This window comes from Caballeronia sordidicola (assembly GCF_000729995.1).
GTDB lineage: Bacteria > Pseudomonadota > Gammaproteobacteria > Burkholderiales > Burkholderiaceae > Caballeronia > Caballeronia sordidicola_A.
This window is the reverse complement of sequence record NZ_JNFG01000011.1, coordinates 248,988-266,705: the sequence shown is the minus strand read 5'-3', so window position 1 is coordinate 266,705 and position 17,718 is coordinate 248,988. Positions and strand designations below refer to the sequence as shown.

At 58.4% G+C, this 17,718-nt stretch carries 13 protein-coding genes; 5 read left to right on the top strand and 8 right to left on the bottom strand.

Going from position 1 to position 17,718, the window contains the following annotated elements; translation table 11 throughout:
• Nucleotides 1-124 precede the first annotated feature (124 nt).
• From FH08_RS0112850 to FH08_RS0112835, 4 genes are all read right to left on the bottom strand, one after another.
• Nucleotides 125-1,576 carry an efflux transporter outer membrane subunit gene (locus tag FH08_RS0112850; protein WP_031358709.1) on the bottom strand — a complete coding sequence of 484 codons (1,452 nt, stop codon included), beginning with the start codon at nucleotides 1,574-1,576 and terminating at the stop codon, nucleotides 125-127.
• Nucleotides 1,569-2,747: an efflux RND transporter periplasmic adaptor subunit gene (locus FH08_RS0112845; RefSeq protein ID WP_031358708.1), complete on the bottom strand. Its 1,179-nt coding sequence runs from the start codon at nucleotides 2,745-2,747 to the stop codon at nucleotides 1,569-1,571. Before FH08_RS0112845 ends, FH08_RS0112850 begins: the two co-directional genes overlap by 8 nt.
• Complete coding sequence (locus FH08_RS0112840; protein ID WP_031358707.1) at nucleotides 2,737-5,928, bottom strand: efflux RND transporter permease subunit; 3,192 nt, start codon at nucleotides 5,926-5,928, stop codon at nucleotides 2,737-2,739. Before FH08_RS0112840 ends, FH08_RS0112845 begins: the two co-directional genes overlap by 11 nt.
• A 78-nt stretch (nucleotides 5,929-6,006) precedes the next feature.
• Nucleotides 6,007-7,275 (bottom strand): MFS transporter, encoded by a 1,269-nt coding sequence (locus tag FH08_RS0112835; protein WP_051888208.1) that lies wholly within the window; start codon nucleotides 7,273-7,275, stop codon nucleotides 6,007-6,009.
• 338 nt (nucleotides 7,276-7,613) lie between these two features.
• Between FH08_RS0112835 and FH08_RS0112830 the strand changes: the two genes are divergently transcribed.
• Nucleotides 7,614-8,405 (top strand): hypothetical protein, encoded by a 792-nt coding sequence (locus FH08_RS0112830; RefSeq protein WP_031358705.1) that lies wholly within the window; start codon nucleotides 7,614-7,616, stop codon nucleotides 8,403-8,405.
• Nucleotides 8,406-8,416: 11 nt separating this feature from the next.
• Here the strand turns inward: FH08_RS0112830 and FH08_RS0112825 are convergent, their stop codons facing one another.
• Nucleotides 8,417-8,728 carry an ATP-binding protein gene (locus FH08_RS0112825; protein ID WP_152602813.1) on the bottom strand — a complete coding sequence of 104 codons (312 nt, stop codon included), beginning with the start codon at nucleotides 8,726-8,728 and terminating at the stop codon, nucleotides 8,417-8,419.
• Between the two features lie 376 nt (nucleotides 8,729-9,104).
• Between FH08_RS0112825 and FH08_RS53355 the strand changes: the two genes are divergently transcribed.
• Complete coding sequence (locus tag FH08_RS53355; protein ID WP_152602812.1) at nucleotides 9,105-9,764, top strand: helix-turn-helix domain-containing protein; 660 nt, start codon at nucleotides 9,105-9,107, stop codon at nucleotides 9,762-9,764.
• Between the two features lie 726 nt (nucleotides 9,765-10,490).
• Here the strand turns inward: FH08_RS53355 and FH08_RS54340 are convergent.
• A complete protein-coding gene (locus tag FH08_RS54340) occupies nucleotides 10,491-10,850 on the bottom strand; it encodes a response regulator (protein ID WP_031358702.1) in 360 nt (119 codons plus the stop codon).
• A 510-nt stretch (nucleotides 10,851-11,360) separates the two neighbouring features.
• On the opposite strand from FH08_RS54340, the gene FH08_RS0112800 reads away from it, so the two are divergent.
• Entirely contained in the window at nucleotides 11,361-11,975 is a 615-nt protein-coding gene (locus tag FH08_RS0112800; protein WP_031358701.1) for a tyrosine-type recombinase/integrase, read from the top strand.
• A gap of 316 nt (nucleotides 11,976-12,291) precedes the next feature.
• Here the strand turns inward: FH08_RS0112800 and FH08_RS0112795 are convergent, their stop codons facing one another.
• Nucleotides 12,292-13,092, bottom strand: coding sequence for a PhzF family phenazine biosynthesis protein (locus FH08_RS0112795; RefSeq protein ID WP_031358700.1), 801 nt, complete (start codon nucleotides 13,090-13,092; stop codon nucleotides 12,292-12,294).
• A gap of 808 nt (nucleotides 13,093-13,900) precedes the next feature.
• Here FH08_RS0112795 and FH08_RS49455 point away from each other — a divergent pair.
• The gene (locus FH08_RS49455; RefSeq protein ID WP_031358699.1) at nucleotides 13,901-14,941 is read left to right on the top strand and encodes a hypothetical protein; all 1,041 of its coding nucleotides are present in this window, start codon (nucleotides 13,901-13,903) and stop codon (nucleotides 14,939-14,941) included.
• Between the two features lie 15 nt (nucleotides 14,942-14,956).
• Here FH08_RS49455 and FH08_RS0112785 read toward each other — a convergent pair whose 3' ends face one another.
• Nucleotides 14,957-16,189 (bottom strand): ATP-grasp domain-containing protein, encoded by a 1,233-nt coding sequence (locus FH08_RS0112785; protein ID WP_031358698.1) that lies wholly within the window; start codon nucleotides 16,187-16,189, stop codon nucleotides 14,957-14,959.
• A gap of 208 nt (nucleotides 16,190-16,397) precedes the next feature.
• Between FH08_RS0112785 and FH08_RS0112780 the strand changes: the two genes are divergently transcribed.
• Nucleotides 16,398-17,495: a hypothetical protein gene (locus tag FH08_RS0112780; protein ID WP_031358697.1), complete on the top strand. Its 1,098-nt coding sequence runs from the start codon at nucleotides 16,398-16,400 to the stop codon at nucleotides 17,493-17,495.
• Nucleotides 17,496-17,718 lie beyond the last annotated feature (223 nt).

The window sequence follows — 17,718 nt, the reverse complement described above, 5'->3', positions numbered from 1 at the left end:
AAAGCGCGGTTTGTCGGCACTCGTTGTTAACGTGACACGTAAAGCGACCGACGGGTTGGTGATTGGATAATCGTGTGTTACGGGAATTGGATGTGAATTTCAGTTTGTCTTTTAGCATTCCTGTTTAAAATAAGCCCGACTGCGTCGACGCTTCGGCCGGCTCCAGGTCGCCCTTGGTCCAACCTCCCCCGAGCGCGCGAACGAGGTCTATATTTGCGTCCAGCTGCTGCGTTCGAAGCTGGATCACGCTTCGTTCTGATTCAAGCGCGGCGGATTGGGATTCGACTACATCGAGATAGCTGACCGCGCCACGCCGATACAGCGAGAGCGACAGATTGACCGACGTGTCGGCTGCGCTTGCGGCGTCTTGCTGCTGATTCGTTGCGACGCCCAGATCGTCCAGCAGCGAAAGGTCGTCTTCAACCTGCCTGAATGAAGCGAGCACCACGCTTCGGTAGCGAGCGCCGGCCTCCGCCGTTGCCGCCTTCGCGGACTCTACTTGTGCCGCCCGCCTGCCGCCGTCGAAGAGATACATCGCAAGCGTGGGTCCGAGCGCCCAGAAGGAGCTCGGAGCGCTCAGCAGATCGGCGTACACCGAGCTCTGCACGCCGCCTTGAGCGCTGAGCGTCAGCGTCGGAAAGTAGGCGGCGCGCGCAACGCCGATTTTGGCATTGGCCTCCGCTATGCGCCGCTCGGCTGCGGCAACGTCCGGGCGCCTTTGCAGCAACGCCGACGGCATGCCCACCGGGATGACAGGCAACTGGATTGGACGGGTGCTCGGCTCAATGTGAAACTCCGATGGCGACGCGCCGACCAGGACAGCCACTGCATGCTCGAGCAGCGCTCGCCTCGCCTTGACTTGGGTGAGTTGGGACTCGGTAGAGGACAACTGATTGCTTGCCCGCGCCACATCAAGGCCCGACACGATTCCACCGCCATGTCGGCTGCGCGTCAGATCGAGCGCCTTCTGATAGGCCTGATCGGTGCCGTCGATAAGCTGGATTTGCTGATCGAGACCACGCAGGTCGATGTAGCTTCGAGCCAGTTCGATTTCGAGGCTCAGCTGCGTCGACGCCAAATCGGCGTTCGACGCCAGGCCTTCGTCCTTGCTTGCCGCAACGGAATCGCGCACGCGTCCCCAGAGGTCGACTTCGTAGTCCACTTCGACACCTAGCGTGGCCGAGTTGTAGTCGGCGGGAGCGGTAGCGTTACGCAAGGGCCGCGTGTCCGATTCGCGCTCACGCTGGACATTACCGGCAGCCGATACCTGGGGATACAGCTGCGAACTGACCTGCCTGATGTACGCCTCGGCTTGCTCATAGTGAAATAACGCAGCCCGCAGGTCGGGGTTATTCGCGATCAGGCGTTGCTCGAGGTCATCGAGTCCGGGTTCCCGGTACAGCTTCCACCATCCCGCGCGGTCAAGCTGGTCAGCCGGGCTGGCCGGAGCCCAGGGTCCCTGGGACCGGTACTGTGCCGCGACAGGCACATCCGGAACCTCGTAGCGCGGGGCGAGCGAGCACCCGGCCAGCGCCGCGGCACTGACGAGCGAGGCGAATGTCCGGCACCTAGCCATGGTTTGCAACCTTGGCGGCGGGTCTGATCACCTGAACGTGGTCGCCTTCGACAAGACCATCGGGCGGCGTGTCGATTACGCGGTCATTCTCGGTGAGTCCCGAGCCGATATCGACGGCATTACCCAGGTCCTGCAGGATCGCAACGGACCGGAACCGGATCGTGTCGCGACCATCGACGGTGGCGAGCCGGAGCCCCTGGTTATCGAATATCAGCGCGCTGGCCGGCACGCGCATCGCGCCGTCACGTGCGGGCAACGCGAAGTGCAGGTTCGCGAAGCCGCCCGGGCGCAAGAGGTGACCGGGATTGTCGACCAGCAACTGGACGAGCGTCGTTCCCGATGCCGCGTTGATGGAATCGGCCAGACCCACCACCGTGGCCGTAAAGCTTTTGCCGGGATATTCCGGCACGCTGAAGGAGGCGGTCCCACCGGTTTTGATCATCGGCGCGTCTTCTTGCGGGACATGCACGTAAAGACGCAGCTTATCCACGCTCGATACCGAAAAGAGCTGCGGTCCGGTACCGCCGCCGGCATTGACCAATGCGCCGACGTCCGTTTCGCGCGCGGTGATCACACCGTTGAACGGCGCGACGATCCTTGCGAAACGCTTGGTGGCGACCAGCCTGTCGACATTTGCCTGAGCCGCCGACACGCGTGCCTGCTTCGACGCATAGTCTTGCGTGCGGACGTCGACATCCTGGCGCGACACGGAATCAGAGTCCAGGAGTCCTTGCCATCGGTTCGCCGTCGTCCTGGCCAGCGCGGCATCGGCTTTTGAACTGGCAAGGTCGGCCCTTGCCTGATTCAACTGCTGATCGAGTTCCGGCGTATCGATCACGCCGAGTTCTTCGCCGGCCTTCACCTGGCTGCCGATATCGACACGCCAGGATTTCAGGTAGCCGCTGACACGGGCATAGATGGGCGCGCTCTCGAAGGCCTCCAGGCGGCCGGGCAGGGCCAGCAAGCCGCCCGGCGCTTCCTTGGCGGGCAGGACGACATTCACTGACGGGATGGCCTGGGTTTCCGTCCAGTCCTTGAGCTGATGTTCGTCCTTCAGGCGCAGTGCGATGCCGCCCGCCACGATGATGATGGCGAGCACCCCGCCGACAATCGCGATGAACGAAAGCTGGCGTTGCGGCAGCGCCGCGCGCGGTGTGGGGTCAGACGGCATGGATCGAGTCTCCGGAAGCCGGCGCGGGCGAGCTGTGACCCGGACGCGAATGGAACATGCAAAAGACGGCCGGCACGAGGAACAGCGTGGCGACCGTCGCGAACAGCAGCCCGCCTATCACCGCGCGGCCCAGCGGCGCGTTCTGCTCGCCGCCCTCGCCGAGCGCGAGCGCCATCGGTGCCATGCCGATGATCATCGACAACGCGGTCATCAAGACGGGACGAAACCGCGTGGCGCCGGCCTCAAGCGCTGCCTTGAATGCATCGCCGTGTCCGGCCAGACGTTCGCGGCAAAAACTCACCACCAAAATGGCATTGGCAGTGGCCACACCCATGCACATGATGGCGCCCGTCAGCGCGGGAACCGACAGCGTGGTGTCCGTCGCGAACAGCATCCATACGATGCCGGCGAGCGCCCCGGGCAGCGCGGTGACGATCACCAGCGGGTCGGTCCACGACTGGAAATTGATCACGATGAGCAGGTAGATCAACACGACTGCGCCGAGCAGCCCAAAGAGTAGATCCGCGAAGGCGCTGCTCATGGTCTGGACCTGACCCAGCAGGACGACCTTCGCTCCCTTTGGCAAACCCTTGGCGTTCGCGGCAATAACGTCGCGAATGCCCGCGGCAACCGCACCGAGATCGCGCCCCTGGGTCGCCGCGAAGATCTCCACCATGGGCTGGACGTTGTAGTCGCTGACGACCTCGTTGCTCGCGGTGCGATGCACACGGGCCACGCCGGCGAGGATCTGTCCGTCGTTGGCCGCTACGCTGCTGGTGAGGGGCAGATTCATCAGGGACGGCAGCGAATCGAGACCGTATTGCGGCGTCTGGACGACAATCGGATATTCAACGCCATTGGCCGGGTTGAGCCAGTAGGTAGGCGCGATCTGGCCCGACCCCGCCAGGTGCACGACCAGACTGTTGGTGACATCGCGTTCGGTGATCCCCTGAAGCTGCGCATGGACCCGGTCGACGTCAATGTTGAACTGGGGATTGGCCTGCGATTGCTCGATGCGGGCGTCGACCACGCCGGGGATATGGCGGATTTGACGCAGCATCGTGTTCGCGTAGGCAAAATCGGCCGGCAGGCTCCTGCCGCGAATTTGCAGGTCAATGGGTGCGGGCGAGCCGAAGTTCAGGATCTGACCGACGATATCCGCAGGTGGGAACGAGAACGTGACGCCTGGAAATTCACGCGGCAACGACTCGCGCAACTTGCGAACGTATCCGGCCGTGGGGTGATGCCCTTCCTTAAGCGCGATCTGGACATCCCCGTCTTGCGGCCCTATTGTTCCCGTGTTGTTGTAGGCGGTATTGATGGAACTGGTTGAAAGTCCCATATTGTCGACGACGGTGCCAAGCTCGGCATTTGGAATTGTCGCCCGCACGCGATGCTCCACGTCCGCGAAGATCTCGGCGGTCGTCTCAATACGCGTACCGACCGGCGCGCGCACATGCAACAAAATCTGGCCGGCGTCGACATCGGGGAAAAAATTGCGTCCGAGAAACGGTACCAGCGCGAACGACAGCACGACGAATCCGAAGAACCCCGTCACAAAGACACGTCGATGGGTCAGCAACAGCGCGAGTATCCCGCTGTAGCTCGAACGGACGCGCTCGAAACCGCGCTCAAATCCGCGCTGGAACCGCACGAGCGGGTTGGAAGAAACGCGCTGCCCTGGTTCAGCTTCCTGCACGTGGGGCTTGAGCAGGTACATGGCCATCGTGGGCACGAGGGTCCGCGACAGGATGAACGACGAGATCATCGCGAAGATCACCGCTTCCGCCATCGGTACGAACAGGAATCCGGCCACGCCGCCCAGGAAAAACATCGGCACGAAAACGATGCAGATGCAAAGCAACGAAACAAACGCGGGGGTGACGATCTGTGCGGCGCCATCGAGAATGGCAGGCTCGACCTCCTTGCCTTGCTCGAGGTGCCAGTTGATGTTCTCAATGGTCACGGTGGCGTCGTCGACGAGAATTCCGACCGCGAGCGCGAGCCCTCCGAGCGTCATGATGTTCAGCGTCTCGCCCAAGGCGGACAGTATTGAAATCGACCCGAGAATGGCGAGTGGAATGGATGTCGCGATGATGACGGTCGAGCGCCAGCTACCCAGGAACAGCAGGATCATGGCGCTCGTCAGCAAGGCGGCAATGACGCCTTCGCGAGCGACGCCGGTGATCGCCGAGCGAACGAATAGCGACTGGTCGCCAATCGGATCGATCTGGAGGTTATCCGGCAAAGACGCTTTCGCATCGGCTGCTTTTTGCCTGATCCCCGCGATGATGGACAAGGTGGATGCCGCGCCGTTCTTGAACACGGTGAGCAACACCGAACGCTTGCCTTCCACGTGAACGATGTTCGGCTGTGGGGGAGCGCCGTCGGTGACATCGGCAACGTCGCGCATATAGACGGTGGTTCCGTTGGCCGACTTGACGGGCATGTCGCCAATCTCGGCGATCGTCGACGGTGCATCATTTAACTGCAGCGTGTACTCGGTCTTGCCGATCTTTTCGGTGCCCACCGGTGTGATGAGATTCTGCGCTGCGAGCGCTCCCTGAACATCCTGGGCAGACAGTCCGCGAGCCTGCAGTTCAGCGGGTTTGACGTTGATCTGGACCTGCCGGGTCTTGCCACCGAATGGAAACGGGATGGCGGCGCCGGCTACCGACGTCAACATCGGCCGCAACTGGTTCAGGCCCAGATCGGCCAGGTTTTGCTCGGAGAGCCCCTTGCCCGAAAGAGCGAGCTGGATGACAGGCACCGTCGAAGCGTTGTAGTTGAGAACAAACGGCGGTGTCTCCCCAGGCGGCAACTGCTTCAGGATTTCCTGCGAGATCGAGGTGACCTGCGCATTCGCTGTCGCGAGATCAGTGCCCGGTTGGAAAAAAATCTTGACGACACCATAACCGTTAAGAGAAGTGCCTTCGATGTGCTCCACGCCGTTGACCGTCGTGGTCAACACCCGCTGGAACGGCGCCATGATCCGCCCTTCCATCTGGTCGGGCGAAAGGCCCGTGTACTGCCACACGACGCTTACAACCGGGATGTTGATCGCGGGGAAGATGTCTGTCGGCGCCCGAAGCGCGGACAGGCAGCCGACGATCAGGATAAAGATCGCCAGTACAACGAACGTATAAGGTCTTTGCAGCGCAATGCGAACGATGCCGAGCATAAAGATCCCACTCCGTCAAAACCAGCAGAAAGCCAAGGCACGGCGCTCTCCGGCCACCAGATTCGCGATTTGCCTGCCTCAATCTGGGTTCGATGAGATCCCGCTTGCCTTGATGGGCGCAGCGGCATTTGGACCGTGCGGGTCCTCGGTCTTGCGTGGAGCGCCCACGCAATGGATAGCGGCCGCGACGAGCCCGAGCACAATACCGAAGGTGACGATTCCCAACCAGCCAAAGCGGCTCATCAACCAGCCGCTGACCGTTGCACCGACGGCGCCGCCGAAGAAGGTCGCCGTCATATAGAGGCTGTTTATGCGGCCCTGCGCTTTCGGATCGACTGCGAAGGCCCGGGTCTGGTTGGATACCAACCCGGCTTGCACGCCGACATCCAGCACAATGACGCCGATCACAAGCAAGGTAAGCGACGAATTCGCACCGGCGAGAAGCACATAAGCCAGCGTGACGATGCCGATACTGATCCCGACGACATGGCGGGTCCCGCGCCGGTCGGAGAGATGACCGCCCAGTGAAGCGGCGAACGCGCCGGCCGCGCCGATGATGCCGAAGCCGCCCGCCCAGGCACTGCCAAGGTGCCAGGGTCCGCTGGCAAGAAGTGCAGCAAGATTGACCCAGAAGGCGTTGAAACAGGCCCACAACAGTGCCTGGATAATCATCGATTCCCGAATTGGACGATGGTCCCGCGCCAGTGGCCAGAGCGAAGCGAGCAGGCGGCCGTAGGAGAGATCAACGGAGGGCACACCGCGCGGCAGGAGCGTTGCGGCAGCAATCCAGACCGGCACCATGAACGCGGCTTCCATCCCATAGACCGCGCGCCAGCCATACGCCTGGCCGACCACGCCGGCGATCGTGCGCCCGAGCATGATGCCGACCATGATGCCGCTGACGACCGTGCCGACCGAACGCCCCCTCTGGTGCGGCGGCGACATGACGGCCGCGAAGGGCACGAGTTGCTGCGGCACGCAACTGACGATGCCAAGGCCGAAGGAGGCCACGATCAACGCCCAGATGCTGGGCGAGACCGCCGCTGTAATGGCGAAAACGCAAGCGAATGCAATCTGGCCAAGCACCAGCTTGCGCCGGTCGAAGCGGTCGCCCAGCGGCAGGAGCAATGCAAGCCCGGTCGAGAAGCCGAGCAGCGCCGCGGCCGCGACGAGATCGACCATGGCCAGGTCGACCCCAAAGGCCGCCTTGATCAACGGCAGAATTGGCTGGGTGCAATAGATATTGGTGATCACCGCGCCGGCGATGACCGCCATCATGACGATCTTGCCGCGCGAGGCTGCCGCAGGCGCAGGTGTGCTAACAGGTGGGGTGGGCAGGCCGCTCACGGGATTCTCCTTGTTTCACTCTCTTTGCCATTTTTAGCGACATGCTGTGATATCGAATCTGTCCCAGCCTCAGGCACGAAAATTATAATAAAATGTACGAAATGCAGAGCTGAACCGCCTCCGGTAGGATGCAGCAACGGCGCACGGCATCAACCCGCCGCGTCCCTGACGCTTTGGGACAAGTTCAGCGTCACATACGATTCTGGACGAAATTCGACCCGAGATCACTATGACCGGCGGCAACTCACTTGTTCCGTTCACTCAACCATGCAATAGGCATAAGTTGATAGATACTGGTTGCGCAAGCAACGGACTTCGCTACGAGCAATGGGTCTTCCATGCGCACACGGATCAATCCGGAAATGTCAATCAGCCTAAAAAACGCTGCATTGAAGGTCCCGGCGGTCAAAGCCCTCTACGATGAGGTTTCCGCAATAACCTCGATAACGTTCACTGAAAGCTGCGACGGTGTCGGCTGGACATCGATAACGCAGGACGGGCAGACCTGCATCGGCATATCGCCAACCCACTCTCCCGCTTCAGCGTTGGCCCACGAGCTATTGCATGCGAAGCTGAAACTCGCGGGATACCGTCAACATTCTGTGTTTGTCTCGAAGCCTGAGCATGGTGCGTTACTCAAGTCACACCTGGAAGATTTGGACAACGAATTGCAACATCACAAGATGTTTGAGCAATACATCGCTCTTGGCTTACCGGGGAAGAATTTTTACCGCGACAACGATACAAGTACGTTTAAAAAAATACGCAGGGAGCTTGGAAGGTCAAAAAGAATAGATCCTTTTGATCGCTTTCTCCCGTTATTTCTATCTGTGATCGCCCAAGGGGGTGCTGGAACCGAAATTGAACGTGATCAGCTGCGACGTTACTTTGAAGCACGCTGTTCGGTCCACCGTTGGAACGGGCTTCTTAAAGTAGAAGACGCTTTCGCTGACTGGCGGACGTCGCCAACCCTTGACCCATCTGACACGATCAAGCGCGTATTGTCCCTGTCCGACCTCGTCGACAGAGCCTGGATTGGCACAAACCGGAGCGAATTTCCAACATCGGGGTCATTTATAGGAAAGCCTTTCTCGGCAGAAGAGATGCGGGCATGGCACGGACTTGCCTGACGGTTGCATCATTACCTGCGGTGCGCAGCCGCAGCGGTCACGGTGAACTGGAAGGTCGCGCCCTTTCCAGGGGCGCCGATCACCCACAGGTGGCGGCCGTGCGACTCAATGATTGAACGGCTGATGCGAAGCCCCATGCCGGTGCCGTGAAGTTTGGTAGTAAAGAATGGATCGAAAATCTGTTGCGCGAGTTGGCGCTGGACCCCTGGGCCAGTATCACTGATTGACACAAGAACCTGGTCGTTATCCGCACGCCGCGACCTGATGACCATCTCCCGGAACCCATCAACCTCCTTCATCGCTTCAACGCTGTTGACGATCAAGATTCATCACCACAAGGAATTTGGCGAGGCCTTGACGCGGTGGTTCGGCGAATCTAGAAATGCGGTCGGATTCGCTTAATCGATAGCGTCATTGGCATGGCCGCTTTACCTGATACATCAGCCGTTTGAATGTTGTTTCGATCGTCCGAGCGGATGTCCGTTCATGGCCGGCAGCACGCGTTCACCCAAACCGCCGAAAAGCTGCCATCGAGGTTTCCTCCCCCTCACCGTGGAACGTTCATCGAACTGGTGCTATCGGCCACTTTCGGCCATTCGCGGTTCATGTCTACATCGCTGACAATCGAGCCGGACGCAGGCTCGTCAGATTAGTCCCGACCCCGACTCCAAGCCCTGCTGGCGCTTTTGTGCGAGCATTGTGAATCCGAAACTCCGTTTTGACGCCATGGGCACGCCGAAGGACATGCTACCAAGCGTGGCGTTGCGGTTAGAAGCCGCTCAACTACTTTCGGAGGGGAAATCCCCCGCCCAAGTCGCCGCTGCGCTCGGCATTTCCATCTCAACCGCGCGGCGCTATCGAGCGCTTCTGGCCGAAGGTGGCTTGGACGCGCTGGAGCGCATGTCAGTAGGAGGAAGGAAGCCTTCCCTTAGTCCAGAGGCGCGGGAGTACATAGCAGCTGCGTTACGCGGATCAGCCTCGGCACACGGATACAAGTCAGACCAGTGGACGGACGGACGCCTTCGTTCGTTGATCACAAAGGATCTCGGGATCAGCTTTTCCCGTGTGTACGTCAGACAGATCATCATTGACCTCGGGTTTGCCGACTGCCTTAAACCCAAAAGCAGCTCGCATGTCGGGCCGAGCCAACAAGTGTCAACGGCAACAATAATGTCTTGGGTCGCCGCTGCGTTACGCCATTCCCCGAAAGCACAAGGAATCGAAGCTGATAACTGGACCAACGAGCGGCTTTGCGCGGCGATCGAACGCCGCTTTGGCATTCGATATTCTCGCGGCCATGTCTGGAAGATCGCGACGGATCTCGAACTATCGCATTTGATACGCAAAGTGCGTCGTTAAAGGAGAGCCCCCCTAAGCATTGTGGGCTGACGCCGCAAAGACATGCGTGCGGCGGCGACCGGCCAGAGGCAAGTGCCGGCCCAGCGCATGTCGGGGGATACGACTGATAAATTCAGTTCTTAGTCGTCATTGTTGCGCAAGTCGCCGTGGATCGTGAGTGCGAGTGCAGATAACATGCGTCTACCCTATCGCGTCACCTTCGCCGGAGCCTGAATCAACAAACATGCCACGCCAACGACAGTCGATTAGCCCAGCGGCGCGAACCCACCTACTTTGCTATTTAGTGACGAGTGCGCTCGCCTCGCACGCTTTGACGAAAACATGGCGCGTCGACCACGTCGTCGAATCGGCACGCATCTGGTTGGTTAGGAATCGGATGTCGGCGAGTTGGCTTGACCGTCTGATGCTTGGACAAATGGCGCTAAAGTTGTCCCGCGAGCACTTGACTGGCGTGCATGCAGTACGTCAATCGGATGTGCTTACGCTGTTCACGAATGAGCTGACGCTGAACTATCAAAACCCGCTGGTCGGTCACATCTGGCAAAGGTGCAGCGATGCGCTGGAGGCCAACGCTTCCCGGACCGGCACATAGCGACAACTTTCGGCCTTCCGACATCGGTATGGGATCGTCGATATTCCGTGAAATGCCCGTTCAAGGTCACATTCATCCGCAGGTGGTGGTGTGAAGCCTGATCGCGTCTATATGGCCGCGAGCGCGGCCGCCAATTATGGCGACAAAGCCAGGAGCCGCCTTATTGACGCGAGCATGGTCTCCATTGGCACAGGCTTCTGCCAAAGCTCATTCCAAACGGGTGCGTTGAACCCAATTTCATGGCTATCGCTGACTAGAACCACGGGTATCCCGGCCAACTTCGGCTCGAGCCTGATTTGACGGCATAGCTCGACACCATCCATTCTGGGCATCGATCGGTCCGTAATAATCAGGACGGGTTCGACCTCTTGGGCAGCCGCTAGACCGGCCGCACCATCGCTGGCCGTCTCGACTCGGTAGCCTTCGAGTCGCAAAATACGTTTCCACGCAACTAGGATACTGCGATCGTCATCTACCAGAAGAATCGTCTGCATTTCGCTTCGCGAACAGGTGTCTTACATCCGACCGTAAGGAGAATCCGCAACGTTCTTGACCAATGGGTCGCGGGCACGATATTGCCGCTCACCCGACGATGAAGTGTACTCAATGTACACCTTTATCGGGTGGCTCCGATTCAGTGGCACCTGCGCGCCGACCGGGAATGTCTCCTGTCGAGAAAGTCGAAGGACCGTAGCGGGCCGGGAGTGTGAGTTGGCTGATGCAGGAAGCTGCCGTCCGACTGCTCGATGCCGCCACTGTCAGCAATCCGCTACATTGCTGACATAGAGCACCGTCCGCCCCAATGTCGGCAAAGGCCGAAATGTACGTGTAAGTCATCGGGCAGTTGATTGTTTCGGACCGGCCGTCCAAGTAAAGGCTTCTTTAGATCGCTGACAGGCAAGACCAGTTGGGGGCCGGGTGCGAACCACGGTCAAATCCGCCCAGTGCGGGCGTCCAGATCGGGTACGACAATTGAACTCCCATCATCCCTATGGGAGAGTGTGATGAAAACCGAACAAACCCGTGAGGCGTGGAATAAAGGCAAGCTGGTCGGCCAGAAGCCACCGTTTAAACTCAAAGATGTCTGGGCGATCCGGATCTATCTCCAGAACGCTCATGCTGTTCGTGATCTCGCCCTGTTCAACCTTGCAATCGACAGCAAACTGCGTGGCTGTGATCTTGTCAGTCTTCGAGTCCGCGATGTTACGCACGGCAATCAGGTCTTGTCGCGGGCGCAGGTCATTCAGCGAAAGACACAACGCGCTGTCCAGTTCGAACTGACCGAACCCACCAGGAAGGCTGTCGGTGAGTGGTTGGAAAAGACAGCGCTAAGGCCGGATCGGTTTCTCTTCCCCAGTCGGCTGTCCGCATCGCCTCATCTCTCCACCCGACAATATGCCCGGATGATACGGCGATGGGCGGAAGCAGCAGGGCTTGATCCGACAGCGTACGGCACGCATTCAATGCGTCGCACGAAGGCAACGCTGATTTACAAACGCACGAAGAACCTCAGGGCAGTGCAGTTGCTGCTCGGTCACAGCAAGATTGAAAGCACAATTCGCTACCTTGGCATCGAAGTCGACGACGCACTTGAGATTTCGGAGCAGACTGAAATCTAGCGGTGTTGGCAGTTCTTCAGTGCGGGTTTCCTAGAACAACGCCGGTGGACTTATGCTGCCGGCGCTGCGGCAGGCCAACCCTTATTGAGGCCGTTTCGGTTGGAAAGCTGCCCGACAGCCTATGCCTCCGACTCGGCCTTAGCTGCCATTGGGACGGGCCGGGTTCTACGTCGGCAATACGGCGGACAGCTGACGATGGCGGCATCAAGCAACTCGACGGCAGCTTCCTGCATTAGCGAACTCACACTCTCGACCCACTTCCGCCCTTCGAACTAACGCACCTTCAACGGCCGCTCCCAAGGTACAACGGTCGCTCCTACGCTTCCGGGATTTCGATTGTCCCTTCAAGATATTGAACAGCCTGACCAGAGATATACACCCGGTCGTCTTCGACGCGGCAATGAAGTAACCCGCTGCGTCGTGACACCTGCATGGCCACGAGTTCTGACCTGCCCAAACGGTCGGACCACAATGGCGCAAGCGCCGTATGAATCGATCCGGTAACGGGATCTTCATCTCCGCCATTGGCAGGCCAAAAGTAGCGGGACACAAAATCATGCTCGTCTCCGCGCGCTGTGACGACGACATCGAGCGGACCAAGTGTCGACAGCAGATTGAGTTCGGGTACGACGGATCGTACCTCTTGTTCCGTTCCGTAGATGGCAACATACGCTTGCTGGTTTATCAGCACTTCTTGAGGCCGTATTGAAAGCCCCAGGATCAAGTTTGCGGGTATTTCGTTCAGTTGTTCGGGTCGGCGCTGTGGGAAGCTCATTTCGATCAGACCGTCATGCGTATGGCAAACGGCAAGCCGACCGACCGCTTTCGCAACAAATTCGATGACTTCCAAACCATCACATCGCTTGAAGATTACATATGCACTCGCCAGAGTGGCATGACCACAAAACGCGATTTCGGTAAGTGGAGAAAACCAGCGGATGTCGAACGCGCCATCGGCATTCTTCACGAAGAATGCCGTTTCGGAAAGGTTGTTCTCAGCAGCGATTGCCTGCATCAAACTATCGGGCAACCAGCGTTCAAGTGGCACCACCGCAGCGTAGTTGCCCCTAAATACCTTGTCCGTAAATGCGTCAATCTGATAGATCGGCAGTTTCATGAGATGTACCTGTTCAAAGCGGGAAGTTAGTCAGCGTTTGCGGTGTTATTCGTAGACAACGATATCAGCCCGTTAAGCTGGCTAACATGTACAGATTACGATGCTCGGCACAAAAAGCGACCGTTCACTTGGGCCGACGAAACAGCGAACGTATCTGACACGAAGGTCCGTTGTCTACGGTCTTGCGGACCTTCAAACGCTTGTACGAAACGCTAGCAAATGACCGAAAGTGGCCGGATCACTGACTCATGCAAACGGCGTGGACTGCCCGAATCTCACACGGCCGTGATCGGCAGCACGCGACCCACTTCTGCCGCTCGCCTCCCGTTCGCGGTTGTCCGCTGTCTTACTGCAAACCGGACACCCGCTGACGGCACCGGACTAGTCGCTTGTCTACCGTTGCGGCCGTGACGAGCCTCCACTCTCTGATGTGGTCAGCGCGACCGGACTCGGTCACGAAAGGATATTCGTCCGAATATACACACGCCAATCGGAAAACGTCTAACGGATCGGGCGGCTGACACTTTCTTCCAACCGTTTCGCGTCAACGCCAACCGTCGCACTTCCCGTCAACGCGGTCGCGGACAACGCTTGCGTAGCAACTGCGCCGCAGATAGTATGGGATCGCTTATACGGCACATAGGAGGCAAATTATGTTGATGAACTCGGATGTTTGTTTGGGTGATGGCGGCGGCGGCATTGACGGCTTCGAGGACTCGTAACATTTCTGGTGACTGGCGCAAACCGGTTCAAAGAAAGCAGGCGCTAACGCACGCGATAACCGCCCCACAGTGCCGGGGCGGTACGTTTGTCTTCCATTGTGTTTCTTCCGGCCATGCACGATGTGAACCTCGGATTCAGAGCCGACATTCTAGAGGCGGCGGACTTTTATCGTCGCTGGCGACGTTATGGTGCGGATGAACTCAGCCGACGATTGGCTTCGGACCTGCCCCCCGAAGAAGCGACGCTGTTGACCAAAGCAAATCTAGTGACCTGGGCGAATCAAGACTCACTTGGTTTCAATGCATGGTGCGAGCGACTCAGAGGTTTGGACTGGCGCCAGCGAGCGGAGATGGCATCGAGGGTGCTCGCCTGCGTCGGAGTGGGGGATGCCATAGTCCAAGCTACCCGAAGGGTAAACCGGCCACTTTTTGTCCCGTCCCCATACGCTTCGCTTGCGTTCCTGAACATGTCGACGCCGTTGGGATTAGGCTCGAACGCTACCATGTTCGGCCTCAGCGCTCTCGTCATTGAGGCGGCTATCTCAATCCAGCCGGGGCGTGTGATAGAGGTGGGCTTCGGCTCAGGCCTGACAGCCGCGAACCTCATACTCGCGTGCAGATCCATCTGCTCCTACACAGGGTATGAACCCAATCACACGTTAACCAGTCTTTGGCAAGCAGGGTCCAAAGGGACTGAGGGACTGGACGTCATCGCACCCGTGTGGGCACCTTTTAAAGTTCACGCCGCTGAATTCGACAGTGAGTCCTTGCTGCTGTTCTCCTGCGGAGTGAATTGGAATGCGTATAACGCCGTTCGCAAAATGGTCGCCGAAACACGCGGGCTTCATTGCATCGTGCCTCGTCCATTATTGCCTGAAGAATTCCATCAGCCTGGAATCTCACAGATGATTCGATGGCGGGACCGTCCGGTCAGTAGCTACGCGGAATACCTGAGCGTCCCGCGCGCCTATATGGTGCTGGAGTTGCTGACTGGTGCCGAAGGTGTGGTGCGCTCAACGCTCGTGTGCTCAAACATCCAATACATCGCATACCGTGAATTCGGCGGGTTTCCGGCGCAAGCAGAACCTTTCGTACTGGGGCCACTCGACAAATTGGTGCATGGGTAGGTCCATCGCGGTCCACTAGCGCAGTGCATACTGAAAACCATCTGACAACCATTGCAACCGTTGTTCGCACACCGCCTCGTTGGGCGACGCGATCAAAATGCGCTTTAAAGGGGCAGTATAATGCCCCCCATCAACCGAAGCCGGATCCCAGTCGACCACATCGAGTACCCAGTCGGCATTCAGTGAATGTATGAAGCCGCAGCTACGTACTGGTGCTTCGGCCACAAAATCGATCATCCCCACCACGCCTTTGCGCGCGGGTGGCAGCCGCGTTGGCGTAGCTTGGCATAAGGTCATGGCGAACAACGCTGGCATCGTCAAGCCCCATAGGCATCGCTGCATTGCAAGGATCCTCGGACCTCCTGGCCGGACGGCCGCTTCACAGAATAGGACTTGGCCGCCCGCGCTAAAAAACTCCATATGCGTACAGCCATCCACTAGGCCGAATCCCCGGGCGATAGTATCGTGATGTTGGGCGAGCATGCTGTATATCCTGACACCCGAATCATCCCCGTGCGTGGGATCGAAGACGGTGGCCCAACTACGCAGGAACGCGCGCGGCGTTCGTCCAACTTGTCCTAACGGGACAAGGTGTTTGCCGATCATAAGACAGCGCGTCTGCCCATCCCGTACGACTGCATCGACGAAATACATAGGCCCGTCCATGTAAGTCTGAGCGATATAGGTAGAAGGGTCTTGGAGATCCTGGATACAAGCGTGCAGCGCCGACCTATCGGGGCAAGCATGCAGACCAAGCGACACCGAGCCACGGCGGGGCTTTATCATGACGCCGAGAGATGGAAAGTCATTCACGACCTGCGGCGAGGAGGCAAGCCAAGTATCCGGTGTTGGAACGCCCAGCGATATGGCAGCCTGAGCCATATCCCATTTGTCACGGAACAGCGTAGCGGTTCGTACGTATAACCCTTCACAGCCGGTCAGCGCTGCCAGTTCGGCAGCCATCTTGACGGACCGTTCTCGCAGCGTAACGAGCATCAAGCGGTGGCCCGCTACGTCGGCGCTAGTCAACAGCGAGCGAAGCAGAGGGAGCACATGGGGCGCGTGGAACGAATCTGCCGGAAGCCAATGCTGGCTGCATATATCGAAGCTGGCGACACTGTCGCGGAAGCTGTCGATTCCGATTACATGTATGTCGAGCCCGTCGGCGGCCCCGCCTTCGAGAAAGTACCAGCTATAGTCCAGGTCGACGAGTAAAAGGACCTTCACGATACGTCGCAAGCTCTTCATGAGCGATTTCTATGGCTAGTATAGGAGCGATGCGTACAATCAAGCGAGCCTGACAACTAAAGGCGGATCACGCCGGATCTCCGTCTTTTGCTACTACACGCGCCGGATTTGACGAAAAAAGAAAAACGCGCGAGAGGTCAGGCTGTGGCGGCCTCGGGTAGTTGCCGCTCACGGACCCCTGAGACAATAATCGTCAGGACGGACCCATATGTCCATTGCAAGTTCTCCAGGCATTCTCAGCAGGCTTAAGTCACTTAAACTGCAAGTGGCGTACCTGGTGTTGACTCTTGGCTGCATCCTCTTTTACTGGATTGACTCACAGGCGGTCTCGCTGCCGGGCTGGGTGCCAAAGTTTCCGCCATATAAAAGCCTAGGCGAAGCATGTCTGACTACCTTGCTTGTGTCTTTCATCTATGAATTCTGGATAAGGCGGGAGGGGCAGGCAGAACTCCATCAGAGCATTCTCTCACCACATGTCGTCAAGACTGTCCTGAACGACGAGAGCGTGAACGCGGTGACGAGAGCGGGCTTTCAGCGCATGCTGCGAAACGATGAATTTGGTGCGGAGCTTTTTCAGTACTTCACGGACCTTACATTTACAGAAGCCCGCCGTCGATACGATGTTCGCACCGAGCTGACGCTCCTGCCTCTGACGGTAGACACGCCGTTCAGTTATACCGACGAGCAAAGAGCCGTCTATTTCAATCTCAGAAGTTCCCTTTCATACAGAAAGCCCGTACGCACGTCGGAAATCTGGTTTCGCTGTGTCAGCGATCGGGACTCTTTGCGGGACATCCTCGTAGAAGAAAGCATCGAGTGGCGCTGGTTTGTACCCCAGCATCCGCATTTCGCCGGAATTGACGATTCTTTTTTTCGTGTATTCCAGCTTGAGATCGACGATCGTCCGATCGTCATCCACAAGGAGAGTGATCAAGGGCAAGTCAGTTATTTTGCGAGGGTTCCAAGGGATATCCGTAAGAAGCCGTCGGTTCGTATCCGATTCAAGGTCGATGTCAAGGTCCGTAAAGCAGCACAATACCTTTTCACCGACATTGTGCATCCTGTAAAGGACCTGGTGGTTTCTTTCGATGTCGCCGCCGTGTCAGAAGTGAGAGAGGCGGGTGTAATCCCTATCTTTTCCTCAGTGTCGCGTCCAAGGCAGGATTTCTCGCCAACAAACGTGGCTCCGAAAAAGATCACCATCGCGGTTGATGGCTGGAGTATCCCCGACAGCGGGGTTGCCTTTTTCTGGAAGATGAATAACTCGCTACCGACGCATCAAGAGTCGACGGCTAACGGCGACTAGGATTGCAGAGTGCGGGTTGCCTATTACTCCGGCATACAAATCCCGTCGCTACCCCGGAGACGGAATGACCGTTAAGCGCGGCAACACGGCCACTGATGTGATCATTCTGGCAGACCGTTTATGGCCGAGAGCACCAGTTCCGTGGACGTTCCACGTAGCCGACATTGGAGCAGTCAACGGCAGCTTTCCGACGAGGTGGGTGAATGCGTACTGCCGGCCATGA

Bases quoted from the DNA above. Each gene is read 5' to 3' on its own strand.
- FH08_RS0112850 (WP_031358709.1), bottom strand. From the start codon at position 1,576: ATGGCTAGGTGCCGGACATTCGCCTCGCTCGTCAGTGCCGCGGCGCTG.
- FH08_RS0112845 (WP_031358708.1), bottom strand. From the start codon at position 2,747: ATGCCGTCTGACCCCACACCGCGCGCGGCGCTGCCGCAACGCCAGCTT.
- FH08_RS0112840 (WP_031358707.1), bottom strand. From the start codon at position 5,928: ATGCTCGGCATCGTTCGCATTGCGCTGCAAAGACCTTATACGTTCGTT.
- FH08_RS0112830 (WP_031358705.1), top strand. From the start codon at position 7,614: ATGCGCACACGGATCAATCCGGAAATGTCAATCAGCCTAAAAAACGCT.
- FH08_RS54340 (WP_031358702.1), bottom strand. From the start codon at position 10,850: ATGCAGACGATTCTTCTGGTAGATGACGATCGCAGTATCCTAGTTGCG.
- FH08_RS0112800 (WP_031358701.1), top strand. From the start codon at position 11,361: ATGAAAACCGAACAAACCCGTGAGGCGTGGAATAAAGGCAAGCTGGTC.
- FH08_RS0112795 (WP_031358700.1), bottom strand. From the start codon at position 13,092: ATGAAACTGCCGATCTATCAGATTGACGCATTTACGGACAAGGTATTT.
- FH08_RS0112785 (WP_031358698.1), bottom strand. From the start codon at position 16,189: ATGAAGAGCTTGCGACGTATCGTGAAGGTCCTTTTACTCGTCGACCTG.
- FH08_RS0112780 (WP_031358697.1), top strand. From the start codon at position 16,398: ATGTCCATTGCAAGTTCTCCAGGCATTCTCAGCAGGCTTAAGTCACTT.